Raw genomic sequence first — 13,203 nt, 5'->3', positions numbered from 1 at the left:
CACCCCTCACCCCTCACGCCTCCCCCATTTCTTGCATGACTCCCCGGCGGGGTCGATAATTGTCCCCTTTTCCGTTGTGCAAGCCCCTGATGAGCCAGCCTGAGTCCTATCCCCTGTTGTCCCGCATCGGGTCGCCCTCGGATCTGCGTGAACTGCCCGCAGCCGAACTCCCGGCCCTGGCGGGGGAACTGCGCGCCTTCCTGCTGGAGTCGGTCTCCAGCACCGGCGGCCACCTGGCCTCCAACCTGGGCACGGTGGAGCTGACCATCGCCCTGCACTACGTGTTCAACACCCCCGACGACCGCCTGGTCTGGGACGTGGGCCACCAGAGCTACCCCCACAAGATCCTCACCGGCCGCCGCGAGGCCATGCCCGGCCTGCGCAAGAAGGGCGGCCTGGCCGGTTTTCCCAAGCGCGCCGAGAGCCCCTACGACACCTTCGGCGTGGGCCATTCCAGCACCTCCATCAGCGCCGCCCTGGGGATGGCCCTGGCCGCGCGGCAGCTGGGCGAGGACCGCCACGCGGTGGCCATCATCGGCGACGGTGCCATGACCGCGGGCATGGCCTTCGAGGCCCTGAACCACGCCGGCGACCAGAAGGCCAACCTGCTGGTGGTGCTCAACGACAACGAGATGTCCATCTCCCCCAACGTGGGCGCCATGAACAACTACCTGGCGCGCCTGCTCTCGGGCAAGGTCTATTCCACGGTGCGCGAGGGCAGCAAGCGGGTGCTGGACCACATGCCCCCCATGCGCGAGTTCATGCGCCGCGCCGAGGAGCACATGAAGGGCATGATCGTGCCCGGCACCCTGTTCGAGGAGCTGGGCTTCAACTACTACGGGCCCATTGACGGCCACGACCTGCCGTCCCTGGTGAAGACCCTGAAGAACCTGCGCGCCCTGCCCGGCCCGCGCCTGCTGCACGTGGTCACCCGCAAGGGCCACGGCTACGCGCCCGCCGAGCAGGACCCCTGCGGCTACCACGGCGTGGGGCAGTTCGATCCCAGCCAGGGCCTAGCCGCCGGCAAGACCCCCTCCAGCCCCAGCTACACCCAGGTGTTCGGCCAGTGGCTCTGCGACATGGCCGAGGCCGATCCGCGCCTGGTGGGCATCACCCCGGCCATGCGCGAGGGCTCCGGGCTGGTGGAATTCTCCCAGCGCTTCCCCGAGCGTTATCACGACGTGGGCATCGCCGAGCAGCACGCCCTGACCGTGGCCGCCGGCATGGCCTGCGACGGGCTCAAGCCGGTGGTGGCCATCTACTCCACCTTCCTGCAGCGGGCCTACGACCAGCTGATCCACGACATCGCCATCCAGAACCTGCCGGTGCTGCTGGCCATCGACCGGGCCGGCGTGGTGGGGCCCGACGGCCCCACCCACGCGGGCAGCTTCGACCTGAGCTACCTGCGCTGCGTACCCAACCTGACCGTCATGGCCCCCGCCGACGAGGACGAGTGCCGGCGCATGCTGAGCACCGGCTTTCACCTGGACGGCCCGGCGGCGGTGCGCTACCCCCGGGGCAAGGGGCCGGGCGCGGCCCTCGACCCGGGCCTTGACACCCTGCCCGTGGGCAAGGCGCAACTGCGCCGCAAGGGCCGGGGTGTCGCCCTGCTGGCCTTCGGCGCCGTGCTGCCGGCGGCCCTGGCCGCGGCGGAACCCCTGGATGCCACGGTGGTCAACATGCGCTTCGTCAAGCCCCTGGACGAGGCCCTGGTGCGGGAGATGGCCGAGGGTCACGACCTGCTGGTGACCCTGGAAGACAACGTGGTGGCCGGCGGCGCCGGCAGCGCCGTGGCCGAGAGCCTGGCTGTCCAGGGCATTACCGTGCCCCTGTTGCACCTGGGCCTGCCGGACCGTTTCCAGGAGCACGGCAGCCGGGAAGAACTGCTCTCCGAGGCCGGCCTGGACGCCGAGGGCATCCTCGCGGCCGTGCGCGCGCGGCTGAACGATGTACCGTCCCGGTCCGGGCGTGACGATTGCCTGTCCGCGCCCACTCGGGTAATATCCAAGTAATTTACTAAGTTATTAAATTGTAAACATGGCCGCCCAATACACCCTCAAGGTCCTCACCGACTTCGCCTCCGCCCACACGCTGCGGGACTACCCCGGCGCCTGCGCGCGCATGCACGGTCACAACTGGAAGGTGGAGGCCGAGGTGATCGCCACGCGCCTGGACGACATCGGCATGGGCATGGACTTCCGGGACATCAAGCAGATCGCCCGGGAGATCGCCGGGCGGCTGGACCACCGCTATCTCAATGAACTGGAGCCCTTCACCGAGGTCAATCCCACGGCGGAGAACATCGCCGCCTGGTTCTTCCGGGAGATGGCGGCCCAGATCAACGGCCCGCACCGGCGCATGCACGCGCTGACCCTGTGGGAAACCGAACGGGCCTGCGTCCGTTACACTGAAGACTAGTGTCGAAAGCGACACTGCCCCGGACACACCGAGGACAATGAATACAATGAGCAACATCGCACCCAAGGCCATCTCCGGCGGCATGCCCGACGTGCAGGCCAGCGCCGACACCCGCCAGATCCCCATCAACAAGGTGGGCATCAAGGACATCCGCCACCCGGTGCGGGTGAGCGATCGGACCGGCTCCGAGCAGCACACCGTGGCGCGCTTCAACATGTACGTGAACCTGCCCCACAACTTCAAGGGCACGCACATGTCCCGTTTCGTGGAGATCCTCAACAACCACGAATATGAGATCACCGTGCAGTCCTTCAAGCAGATGCTGCACGAGATGGCCGAGCGCCTCGAGGCCGGCTCCGGCCATATCGAGATGAGCTTCCCGTTCTTCGTCAACAAGCGCGCGCCGGTCTCGGGCGTGATGAGCCTGATGGACTACGACGTGAGCTTCATCGGCGAGATCCACGACGGCGTGGCGCAGATGAACATCAAGGTGGTGGTGCCGGTGACCAGCCTGTGCCCCTGCTCCAAGAAGATCTCCGACTACGGCGCCCACAACCAGCGCTCCCACGTGACCATCAACGCCCGGGTGGGCGAGTTCGTGTGGATCGAGGAACTGATCGACCTGGTGGAGAGCGAGGCCTCCTGCGAGCTCTACGGCCTGCTCAAGCGCCCCGACGAGAAGCACGTCACCGAGCGTGCCTACGACAACCCCAAGTTCGTGGAAGACATGGTGCGCGACGTGGCCGCCCGCCTGAATGCCGACGAGCGCATCCGCGCCTACGCGGTGGAATCGGAGAACTTCGAGTCCATCCACAACCACTCGGCGTATGCGCTGATTGAGAAGGACAAGGACGCGTAGGAGCGGCGACTTCGCCGCGAATCGACGCGCCACCGCTGTTCGGCCCGGGGTCGGGCCTCCTACACCGGGTCGTAGGTCGGGCTTCAGCCCGACATTGCGACGTCTCCATGAGCGCCCGGCGTCGGGCTGAAGCCCGACCTACGTCAGGCATCCCTCCAGCCAAACCCCTCCTCCTGCCGCGCCACGTCCAGCCACTGGGGCGTACACCCCAGCGCCCGTGACAGGGCCTCCAGGGCCAGGGCCTCGGTGTTGTTCTTCTCCGACAGGTGCATGGCCACCAGGTGAGTGAGCCGGCTGGTGTCCATCTCCGCCAGCAGGGCCTCGGCCTGGGTGTTGGCCAGGTGGCCGTAGTCGCCCCCCACGCGCCGCTTCAGGGATTCCGGATACGGGCCCGTGGCGAGCATCTGCACATCGTGATTGCACTCCAGCAGCAGCGCGTGACAGCCGTCCAGCACCCGGCGCATGTGGGGCGTCACCGAGCCCGCATCCGTGAGCAGACCCAGGCGGCGGTCGCCGTCACTGAGCACGAACTGGCAGGGCTCCCGGGCATCGTGGGGCACCGGGTAGGGATCGATGGCAAGATCGCCCAGGGCCAGGGGCTCATGGGCGTGGATGATGCGCAGGGCGTGGAAGTCGGTATCACGCAAGGCATCGTAGGTGCCGGCGGTGAGCCACACCTGGCGGCGGTGGCGCCGCGAGAAGGCCGCGGCGCTGCCCACGTGATCGCTGTGCTCGTGGGTGATGAGCACCGCGTCGATGTCCTCGGGTGCAAGCCCCAGGCGGGCCAGGCGGCGCTCGGTCTCCGCAACCGAGAAACCGCAGTCCACCATCACCCGGGTGCGGCCCGCCTGCACCACCAGGCAGTTGCCGCGGCTGCCGCTGCCAAGGGAGGCGAAGCGGATTCCCCGAACCGGCTGACCCGCCATGGCGGGTCTAACGCAGTTCTTCCTGCAGACGAACCAGCACGCTGCGCGCCTCGGGGGCCCGCAGCAGCTCACCCTCGCGACTGCGTACGGTCACCCGGGTCCAGTCGCCCTCCTGCACCAGGTGGATCTGGTAGCGGGCGCCGGCGTCCAGAGTCTCACGCCGGAACATGCGGCTGAAGAAGCCGCTCTGGGTGGCCGTGTCGGGGTTGTAGGTCACGTGGAAGACGCGACGGCTACGGTCCTGGTCATCCACCAGCAGGCCGGCGCGATCCAGGGCCAGGCCCACACGACGCCACACGGAGGTGAACTCGCCGCTCAGCTCGATGCCCGGCTGGCCATCCACCTCGCGCTCGCGTATCTGAGTGCCGTGATCGGCCGCATCCAGGGCGGTGCGGGCCGCGGCATCCTCCTGGCCCAGGAACACCAGCAGGCGGGTGAGCATCTCCGCCTCCAGTTCAGGATCCGCGGGCCGCGGTACCCAGCGCATGCCGGCGCCTTCCTGGGTGGTGGCCACGCTCTCCACGCCCCGATGGCTCAGGAACAGGGCGGTCACGCCCTCGGACTCCCGCTCCAGTCGGACGCGGTACTGATCGCGCAGTCCGGCGTCATAGAGGGTGCCCAGGGTGCGGCCCAGGGTGGCCCGGAAACCGGTCACGGGCGCGCCCAGTCGGGTCTCCTTCCAGTCGGTCTCCATGATGCCGATGCGCGGCTCGTCCCGGCGCAGCTCGAAGTCCTGCTCCTGCCAGAAGGCGCGCAGCGAGGGCCAGATCTGCTCGGGCTCGGCGCGGATCTCCAGCCAGCGCACGGCGCCGTCGCGGCGCACGGCCACATCACCCAGCTCCCGGGGGGCCACCTCGGCGACGGTGCCATCGGCGGAGACACCGGCGCCCAGGATGCCCGAGGGCTGCTGACGACGCTCGGCCTCCACGGCGCTGACGCGGCCATCGCCTCGGGCCGGGATGCGGTAGGTGGCGTCCACCTCCGGCGGCAGCAGATCCGGCGGCACCTCCAGGGCACGGCCGGTGGTGGCGCCGTGATGGGCGGTATCGCGTCGGTCGCCCAACATGCCGCAGGCACTCAGACTGATGACCAGGAGGGAAACAACAAGGACAGGGAACGACTTGGACAGCAAGGGCTTCAGGGACATGGATTCGGGTATCAGGCGTTGAGGGTGATGCCCGCGGCGGCGAGGGCCTCGCGCACGGGGGCATGGAAGCGTTCGGACAGGCGGGTCAGGGGCAGACGTATCCCCGGGGGGATCAGACCCATCTGCTCCAGGGCCCACTTCACGGGGATCGGATTGGCTTCCAGGAACAGGTTGCGGTGCAGCAGGTCGATGCGGGCATTGATGGCCTCGGCGGCTGCACGATCGCCGCGCATCGCCGCCTCGCACATCTGGTGCATCTCGGCAGGGGCCACGTTCGCGGTCACCGAGATCACGCCCTTGCCGCCCAGCAGCAGGAACTCCATGGCGGTGGCGTCATCGCCACTGTAGAGGTCGATCTTCCCGCCGCAGCGGGCCACCAGGTCCCGGGCGCGGTCCAGGTCGCCGGTGGCATCCTTCAGGCCGACGATGTTGGAGATCTCCGCCAGGCGCACCACGGTGTCGTTGTGCATGTCCACTGCGGTACGGCCAGGGACGTTGTAGAGGATCTGCGGGATGGGCACCGCCTCGGCCACGGCCTTGTGGTGCAGGTACAGGCCTTCCTGGGTCGGCTTGTTGTAGTAGGGGGTCACCAGCAGGCAGGCATCGGCCCCGGCCTGCATCGCGCAGCGGGTCAGTTCGATGGCCTCGGAGGTGGAATTGGCGCCGGTGCCGGCGATCACCGGGATGCGCCCCGCCACCCGATCCACCACCTTGCGGATGACCTCGCAGTGCTCGTCGAAATCCAGGGTCGCGGACTCGCCGGTGGTGCCCACGGCGACGATGGCGTCGGTGCCCTTCTGAATGTGGAACTCAACCAGCTCCGCCAGGGATGCGTCGGAGACGGAACCGTCTGCCTCCATGGGCGTCACCAGGGCCACCATACTGCCGTGAAACATCGAAACCTCCGAGGCCAGACCAAGTGGGACATGGTACTCACCGCACCCCCGCGGGATCAAGCAAGACCCCGGTCCGCGGGCCGTTCAGGCGGGCATGGCGCCCCGGGTCTGTGACCTGATACTCTTACAGCAACCTTCCATCCGAGCCCGAAGATCCTCAATGACCCGCAAACCGGACCCCAAGCACAGCACTCACCTGGTCATCTCCGCCATCGGCGAGGATCGTCCCGGCCTGGTGGAAAGCCTGTCCAGGGCGGTGCTGGAGAGCGGTTGCAGCATCGAGGACAGCCGCATGAGCGTGCTGGGTGGGCATTTCGCCGTGATCATGCTCGCCTCCGGCAACTGGAACACCCTGAGCAAGCTCGACAATGCATTGGATCAACTGCGCAAGCAGCAGTTCCTGGAGATCATCAGCCAGCGCACCACCCAACGCTCCCCCAGCGCCCGGGCCCTGCCCTATGGCGTGGACGTGGTGGCCCTGGACCAGCCTGGCATCGTGCACCAGCTGGCGGGGTTCTTCTCCGCCCGGGGCATCAACATCCAGGAGATGAGCACCCACGCCTACAACGCGGCGCACACGGCCACCCCCATGTTCGCCGCCCACCTGACGGTGGAGTTGCCCGCCACGGAGCACATCGCCAGCCTGCGGGACGATTTCCTGGATTTCTGCGATGAACTGAACCTGGACGGGGTGATCGAACCGATTAAAGGATGAACAAGTAAGAAGTGTGAATTGGGAAGTGGGAAAGAAAGCCTTTACTTCGCACTTCCCAATTCACACTTCTCACTTGCCTTCAAAGCACCAGGACAACCAACATCAGAAGAGGCCCCTCATGCCCCAAGTCGCCCTCGACAAACCCGTCCCCGACTTCGAACGCCCCGCCACCGGCGACAAGACCGTGCGTCTCTCGGACTTCAAGGGCAAACAGCACGTGGTGATCTACTTCTACCCCAAGGATGACACACCCGGCTGCACCACCGAGGGCAAGGACTTCACCGAGCAGTACGCCAGGCTCGGCAAGCAGGGCGTGGCGGTGCTGGGGGTCTCCCGGGACAGCCTCAAGTCCCACGAGAAGTTCAAGGAGAAGTATGGTTTTCCCTTCGACCTGCTCTCCGACGAGGACGAATCCCTGTGCACCCTGTTCGACGTCATCAAGATGAAAAACATGTATGGCAAACAGGTCAGGGGGATCGAACGCAGCACCTTCCTGATCGACAAGCAGGGCGTGCTGCGCCGGGAGTGGCGCAAGGTGAAGGTGCCCGGCCACGTTGACGATGTCCTGGAGGCCATCAAGGAGCTTTGACACCGCACATGCCGCGAACCCCGCGCAGATCCAGGCAGTCCACCGCGTTCCACACGCCGCAGCGCCCCTCGGGGTTCTGCGGCGTTTTTGTATCCACGCACCCACAGTCCACGCACACAGTGCCAGGAGCCCTTCCATGGTGAAGAAAGAAATCCGCGGCAAACGTCTGTTCGTCCTGGATACCAACGTGCTGATGCACGACCCCACCGCCCTGTTCCGTTTTCAGGAGCACGACATCTACCTGCCCATGGTGGTCCTTGAGGAGCTGGACCGCAGCAAGAAGGGTGTCTCTGAAGTGGCGCGCAACGTGCGCCAGGTGAGCCGCTTCGTGGATGAACTGATGGCCGACGCCACCCATGCGGAAATCGCCAAGGGCCTGCCCCTGGTGAGCGAGAGCCTGGCCGAGAGCGCCTTCGGCAGCAGCGGCCGGCTGTTCTTCCAGACCCGCGCCATGCCCGTGAGCCTGCCCGACAGCCTGCCGGGCAACACCCCGGACAACACCATCCTGGGCACCGCACTGGCCCTGCAGCAGGAACGCCCGGACGTGGACGTCACCCTGGTGTCCAAGGACATCAACCTGCGCATCAAGGCGGCGGTGATCGGCATCCACGCGGAGGACTACTACAACGACCAGGTGCTGGACGACGTCAACCTGCTCTACAGCGGACGCTGCGAACTCAACACCGACTTCTGGGAACAGCACGGCAAGCGCATGGACTCCTGGCAGGAAAGCGGTCGCACCTTCTACCGCGTGCACGGGCCGATGGTGACCCAGTGGCATCCCAACCAGTTCCTGTACCTGCAGGGCGAGGAGCCCTTCACCGCCATGGTGCGGGAGGTGGCGGGCGAGGAAGCGGTGATTGAGATAGCCGGGGACTACATGAACCCGCGCCACACGGTCTGGGGCATCAACGCCCGCAACCGCGAGCAGAACTTCGCCCTGAACCTGCTCATGGACCCGCAGATCGATTTCATCTCCCTGGTCGGCGCCGCCGGCACCGGCAAGACCCTGCTGACCCTGGCGGCGGGCCTGGCACAGACGCTGGAGGACAATCTCTACAAGGAGATCATCATGACCCGGGTGACGGTGCCCGTGGGTGAGGACATCGGCTTCCTGCCCGGCACCGAGGAGGAGAAGATGACGCCGTGGATGGGCGCGCTGATGGACAACCTGGAGGTGCTCACCAAGTCCGAGGTAGGCGGCGACTGGGGCCGTGCGGCCACCAACGATCTGCTGAAAAGCCGCATCAAGATCCGTTCCCTGAACTTCATGCGCGGACGGACCTTCCTCAACCGCTTCATCATCCTCGACGAGGCCCAGAACCTCACTTCGAAACAGATGAAGACGCTCATCACCCCGCGCCGGCCCCGGCACCAAGGTGGTATGCCTGGGCAACATCGCCCAGATCGACACGCCGTATCTCACCGAGACCACCTCCGGCCTGACCTTCGTGGTAGACCGCTTCAAGGACTGGGCCCACAGCGGCCACATCACCCTCACCCGGGGCGAACGTTCACGGCTGGCGGATTACGCGTCGGCGACGCTGTAAGGATGGAATGATTGCCGCAGGGACGCTGAGGCGCAGAGGCAAAAAAACCAAGAAATCGACGGGATTTACATGATTAACGGGATTAAATGACAAAAGCCCAAATGATTTTTTGACATCCTGTGAATCATGTAAATCCTGTCCGATATTTTCGTTCCTCCGCGCCTCTGCGGCAAAGGGAATTTCAGGCCTTCTCTTCCGAGCTCGGCACCTCACCGTGCCGTGGCCAGGAACGGATCACCGCCTGGATGAGGGTGGCCAGGGGGATGGCGAAGAACACGCCCCACAGGCCCCAGAGGCCACCGAACACGATCACCGCGGCGATGATGGCCACCGGGTGCAGGTTGACCACCTCCGAGAACAGCAACGGCACCAGGACGTTGCCGTCCAGGAACTGGATGACGCCGTAGGCCACCAGCACCCAGACGAACTCGCTGCCCAGGCCCCACTGAAAAAAGGCCACCATGGCCACGGGGATGGTCACCACCGCCGCGCCGATGTAGGGGATGATCACCGACAGCCCCACCATCACCGACAGCAGCATGGCGTAATTGAGGCCGAACAGGGTAAAGGTGACATAGGTGACCGCCCAGACGATCAGGATCTCGATGAACTTGCCGCGCACGTAGCTGGCGATCTTCACGTTCACCTCGGCCCAGACCTCGCTGGCCAGGCCGCGGTCACGGGGCAGGAAACCGGTGATCCAGGCGAGGATGGCTTCCTTGTCCTTGAGCAGGAAAAAGACCATCAGCGGCACGATGATCAGATACACCAGGAAGGTCACCAGGTGCATGGCCGAGGACAGGGACAGGGACACCATGCGCTGGCCCAGCAGGGTCGCCTCGGCGCGGATCGCGACGATCAGGTCGCGCACCTGCTCCTCGGAGATGAACTGGGGATAGCGCTCCGGCAACTCCATCAGAACGTACTGCCCCTGGGCGATCATTGCCGGCAGCTCGCGCACCAGCTGCGTGACCTGCTGGGACAGGAGCGGGATCAGGCCCAGCAGGGTGATGATGAACAGGGTGACGAATACCACGAACACCAGGATCACGGCCGCCAGGCGCGGCATGTGCCAGCGCTGCAGCTTCTGCACCGCACCATCCAGCAGATAAGCAAAGATCAGGCTGGCCAGCAGCGGTGCGATGAGCCGCCCGGCGAACACCACCACGGCCGTGCCGAAGATCAGCAACAGGGCCAGGATGACCACCTGGGGGTCAGAGAAATGCCGGTCGTACCAGGCGCGCAGCGGACCGATCACCTGGCCTTACTCCCGTCCGGTGACGCGCTTGTAATGCATCTCGAACACCACTTCCAGCTCGTCGATCACTTCCTCGGCGGGCCGACCCTGCATGACGTGCTGGGCCATGAGCGCGGAGGTCTCGTTGAGCAGTTTGGACTTGTCGAGCATGTGGTAGGTGGCGGAGAGACGCTTCATGGCCTTGACCACGCTCTCCCCCTCGGGACGGGGGATGGCCTCGGGCTCGGGGATCTCGCGGGGTGCCTGCTCACCCTGGCTGGCCAGGAACTCGGCAAAGGACAGCAACGTGCGCTGCTGTTCCTCGGACAGTTCACGGAACAGCTTGAGCAGGCGCTTGCCCTGCTCTCCGGCACCGCCCGTCATGCCAACGGATGGGATCACTGGGTCTCCACCCTGAGGTTGAACACCGGCATCTTGCGCCGTTCCTGCATCAGGGACAATCCGGTCACCAGGCCCTTGAGCACCAGGGCGGTGGTCTCCTGCATCTGGTTCCACTCCATGCGCGCCTCGCCGAGCAGCTCGCCGATGTGGGGCGGCGGGTTGTGCCTGGCCTCCATGATGATGTCCTCCAGCATGCCGGGCTTCATCTCGGGACGGAACAGCAGGCCATAGCTGAGCGGGTCCGGGCGCACGGCCAGCCAGTGGCCATCCTCGTCCACCAGGATGGGCTCCAGGCCTTCGGGCAGGGCCACGTCGCCGTTGTACATGACCAGCACGCGGCGCCCGTCCAGTTCCTCGGCGATGGGGTCGCCCTCGCCTGCGGCGGTCTTGCTGGCGGTGACGAACTTCGCCGTGTGCATGGGTTCCGCCTTCGGCGTGCCGCCGGCAGCCATGGCCACCAGCTGGCCGCCCATGCCCAAGCCCACGATGGGCCGCCCGGCCTTCTGGAACACCCTGATGAGGTTGAGTTCGTCGCTCACCTGGGGATTGTGCTCCTCGTCGGTGAGCGGCCAGGCGCCGCCCAGCAGCCAGAGGCCGTCGAACTGGGCGGCGGAGCCGGGCAGTTCCTGGCCCACGAAGGGGCGGAAGTAGCTGAAGCCGATGTCGCGCTTCTCCAGCTGGCTCTCCACCAGGCCGAGGAATTCTGAATAGGTGTGCTGAACGACCAGATAGTTCTTCATTAAAGACTCCGTGGCGATCTGTGCAAATGTCGCGGACGTGCCGGTTCAGGCGTCGGTCCGCGGGAGATCGCCAGCATGGACCTGGCAATAATTGCGTGCAAATTCCAGCAATTCCTCCATGGCCCGCAGACGGAACTTCTGCCGCTGGCGCACGAAGGAGAACGGGCGTTCGAGGGGGGGCGCCAGGGGGATGGCCACCAGGCGCTTGAGCGCCAGCTCCTTTTCCACCGTGGCCCGGGACAGGATAGAGACCCCCATGCCCGCCTCCACGGCACCTTTGATGGCCTCCGGGCTGCCCAGTTCCAGGCACACCCCCAGGGCGTTCTTATCCACGCCCTGGCTGGCCATGTAATCCACGATCACCTCCCGGGTGCCGGAGCCTTCCTCCCGGCAGATGAACGGCTGGAGCAGGATCTGATCCAGGGTGGCCTTTTTTTCACCGGCCAGAGGATGGTCCGGCGGCACCACCAGCACCAGCTGATCCTGCTGGCAGACCTCCACCAGCAGGTTGCGGTTGCTCACCGGTGATTCCACCACACCCAGGTCGATGATGTTGTTCTCCACCATGGAGACGATGCCCTCGGAGTTGGACACCTTGAGACGGATGTTGATCTCCGGGTACTTCTTCTTGAAGTCCCCCAGCAGGGAGGGAAGCATGTACTCGGCGATGGTGGTGCTGGCCCCCAGGGTCAGGGCGCCGCTCACGTCGCCGGTCAGCTCTCGCACCGAGTTCTCCATCTCCGAGTAGAGTTCGAAGATGCGCTCGGCATACTCGTAGACGGTACGGCCGGCCTCGGTGAGACTGACCCGGTTGTGGGTACGGTCGAACAGCCGGGTGTTGAAGTAATCCTCCAGCTGGCGCACCTGGAAGGTCACCGCGGGCTGGGTCATGTGCAGGGCATCCGCCGCCTTGGTGAAGGACAGCAGACGCGCCACGGTGTAGAAGACCTGTAGTCGGCGATCAGCCATGAAAGACCCTGATACCCTGTGCTTGGCAATAAGTATGGTTAATCGGCTGAATATTAGCATAGCCGCAAGCACGGCAATGCCACAGTAACCGTCGAACCGCCGGGGTCAATGGGCAGACGGGCCGTCGACCGCTACACTCCTCCCTCTCCCCAAGCCCCGGAATAAAAGCCCACATGAGCGAAGCCTGGAAGAAACTGGATCTGGAAGGCGCCGGCCTGCAGCGCCTGAACATGACCCTGGCCCAGGAGATGAAACGCCGGCCGATGGCCTACGGCCTGCTGGTGCTGTTTCCCCTGGGCCTGCACCGCTTCTACCTGGCCGAGCGCCGGGGCGGGTTTGTCTACCCGGGCCTGAGCCTGCTGGGCCTGGTCCTGGCCCTGACCCTGGCCCCGGTCTGGATCCTCGCGGGCCTGGTGCCGGCCCTGCTGTTCGCCGCCTTCGACCTGGTGTGGATCGACCGGCGTGTGACCGCCTACAACAAGGCCCTGCGCATGCAGCACTTCCTCAAGCCCGGCACCCGCCCGCCCCAGGGATTCCGGGGCCGATACACCGACGACGACGCGGGCCTGGATGAATACGTGCGCATCAAGGAATCGGAACGGGCCGGCCACCAGCCCGTGGGCAAGGATGCGGACGAGACCGGGCGCAAGCACATCCCCTCCTTCAACGAGCAGGAGGCGATGCTGCGGGAACTGACGAGGACCAACAAGGGGAGGAAGAACAAGTAGGAAGTGTGAATTTGGAAGTGGGAAGAA

The 13,203-nt window shown here is 65.7% G+C and carries 13 protein-coding genes and 1 pseudogene; 7 read left to right on the top strand and 7 right to left on the bottom strand.

What is annotated here, in order from left to right:
* Positions 1 to 89: 89 nt before the first annotated feature.
* From dxs to folE2, 3 genes are read left to right on the top strand one after another with little or no spacing between them, the layout of a single operon-like run.
* Complete coding sequence (gene dxs / locus TGR7_RS04110) at positions 90 to 2,012, top strand: 1-deoxy-D-xylulose-5-phosphate synthase (RefSeq protein ID WP_012637411.1); 1,923 nt, start codon at positions 90 to 92, stop codon at positions 2,010 to 2,012.
* A 25-nt stretch (positions 2,013 to 2,037) separates the two neighbouring features.
* Positions 2,038 to 2,418 carry a 6-carboxytetrahydropterin synthase QueD gene (queD, locus tag TGR7_RS04105; protein ID WP_012637410.1) on the top strand — a complete coding sequence of 127 codons (381 nt, stop codon included), beginning with the start codon at positions 2,038 to 2,040 and terminating at the stop codon, positions 2,416 to 2,418.
* A 46-nt stretch (positions 2,419 to 2,464) separates the two neighbouring features.
* Positions 2,465 to 3,277 carry a GTP cyclohydrolase FolE2 gene (gene folE2, locus TGR7_RS04100; protein WP_012637409.1) on the top strand — a complete coding sequence of 271 codons (813 nt, stop codon included), beginning with the start codon at positions 2,465 to 2,467 and terminating at the stop codon, positions 3,275 to 3,277.
* Positions 3,278 to 3,420: 143 nt separating this feature from the next.
* Here the strand turns inward: folE2 and TGR7_RS04095 are convergent, their stop codons facing one another.
* The 3 genes from TGR7_RS04095 to dapA form a co-directional block, all read right to left on the bottom strand.
* On the bottom strand, positions 3,421 to 4,203 hold the full coding sequence (locus TGR7_RS04095; RefSeq protein WP_012637408.1) for an MBL fold metallo-hydrolase: 783 nt from the start codon (positions 4,201 to 4,203) through the stop codon (positions 3,421 to 3,423).
* 7 nt (positions 4,204 to 4,210) lie between these two features.
* Entirely contained in the window at positions 4,211 to 5,269 is a 1,059-nt protein-coding gene (gene bamC, locus TGR7_RS04090) for an outer membrane protein assembly factor BamC (protein WP_245523026.1), read from the bottom strand.
* Between the two features lie 92 nt (positions 5,270 to 5,361).
* Entirely contained in the window at positions 5,362 to 6,246 is an 885-nt protein-coding gene (gene dapA, locus TGR7_RS04085) for a 4-hydroxy-tetrahydrodipicolinate synthase (protein ID WP_012637406.1), read from the bottom strand.
* A gap of 160 nt (positions 6,247 to 6,406) precedes the next feature.
* On the opposite strand from dapA, the gene TGR7_RS04080 reads away from it, so the two are divergent.
* The 3 genes and pseudogenes from TGR7_RS04080 (at position 6,407) to TGR7_RS04070 (ending at position 9,100) form a co-directional block, all read left to right on the top strand.
* Positions 6,407 to 6,961 (top strand): glycine cleavage system transcriptional repressor, encoded by a 555-nt coding sequence (locus TGR7_RS04080; RefSeq protein ID WP_012637405.1) that lies wholly within the window; start codon positions 6,407 to 6,409, stop codon positions 6,959 to 6,961.
* A 73-nt stretch (positions 6,962 to 7,034) separates the two neighbouring features.
* Positions 7,035 to 7,550 carry a peroxiredoxin gene (locus TGR7_RS04075; protein WP_281054573.1) on the top strand — a complete coding sequence of 172 codons (516 nt, stop codon included), beginning with the start codon at positions 7,035 to 7,037 and terminating at the stop codon, positions 7,548 to 7,550.
* A 136-nt stretch (positions 7,551 to 7,686) separates the two neighbouring features.
* A pseudogene (locus TGR7_RS04070) lies at positions 7,687 to 9,100 on the top strand (PhoH family protein).
* A 181-nt stretch (positions 9,101 to 9,281) separates the two neighbouring features.
* On the opposite strand, the gene TGR7_RS04065 reads toward TGR7_RS04070, so the two are convergent.
* From TGR7_RS04065 to TGR7_RS04050, 4 genes are read right to left on the bottom strand one after another with little or no spacing between them, the layout of a single operon-like run.
* On the bottom strand, positions 9,282 to 10,358 hold the full coding sequence (locus TGR7_RS04065; RefSeq protein ID WP_012637402.1) for an AI-2E family transporter: 1,077 nt from the start codon (positions 10,356 to 10,358) through the stop codon (positions 9,282 to 9,284).
* Between the two features lie 6 nt (positions 10,359 to 10,364).
* Positions 10,365 to 10,799 (bottom strand): Crp/Fnr family transcriptional regulator, encoded by a 435-nt coding sequence (locus TGR7_RS04060; protein WP_420084769.1) that lies wholly within the window; start codon positions 10,797 to 10,799, stop codon positions 10,365 to 10,367.
* Complete coding sequence (locus tag TGR7_RS04055) at positions 10,736 to 11,479, bottom strand: type 1 glutamine amidotransferase (protein WP_012637400.1); 744 nt, start codon at positions 11,477 to 11,479, stop codon at positions 10,736 to 10,738. The genes TGR7_RS04060 and TGR7_RS04055 overlap by 64 nt, the downstream gene beginning before the upstream one ends.
* A 45-nt stretch (positions 11,480 to 11,524) precedes the next feature.
* Positions 11,525 to 12,448 (bottom strand): selenium metabolism-associated LysR family transcriptional regulator, encoded by a 924-nt coding sequence (locus TGR7_RS04050; protein ID WP_012637399.1) that lies wholly within the window; start codon positions 12,446 to 12,448, stop codon positions 11,525 to 11,527.
* Positions 12,449 to 12,621: 173 nt separating this feature from the next.
* On the opposite strand from TGR7_RS04050, the gene TGR7_RS04045 reads away from it, so the two are divergent.
* A complete protein-coding gene (locus tag TGR7_RS04045) occupies positions 12,622 to 13,176 on the top strand; it encodes a hypothetical protein (protein ID WP_012637398.1) in 555 nt (184 codons plus the stop codon).
* Positions 13,177 to 13,203: the final 27 nt, after the last annotated feature.

It is taken from the genome of Thioalkalivibrio sulfidiphilus HL-EbGr7 (assembly GCF_000021985.1).
Classification (GTDB): domain Bacteria; phylum Pseudomonadota; class Gammaproteobacteria; order Ectothiorhodospirales; family Ectothiorhodospiraceae; genus Thioalkalivibrio_A; species Thioalkalivibrio_A sulfidiphilus.
This window is presented reverse-complemented; position numbering and strand designations above follow the sequence as displayed.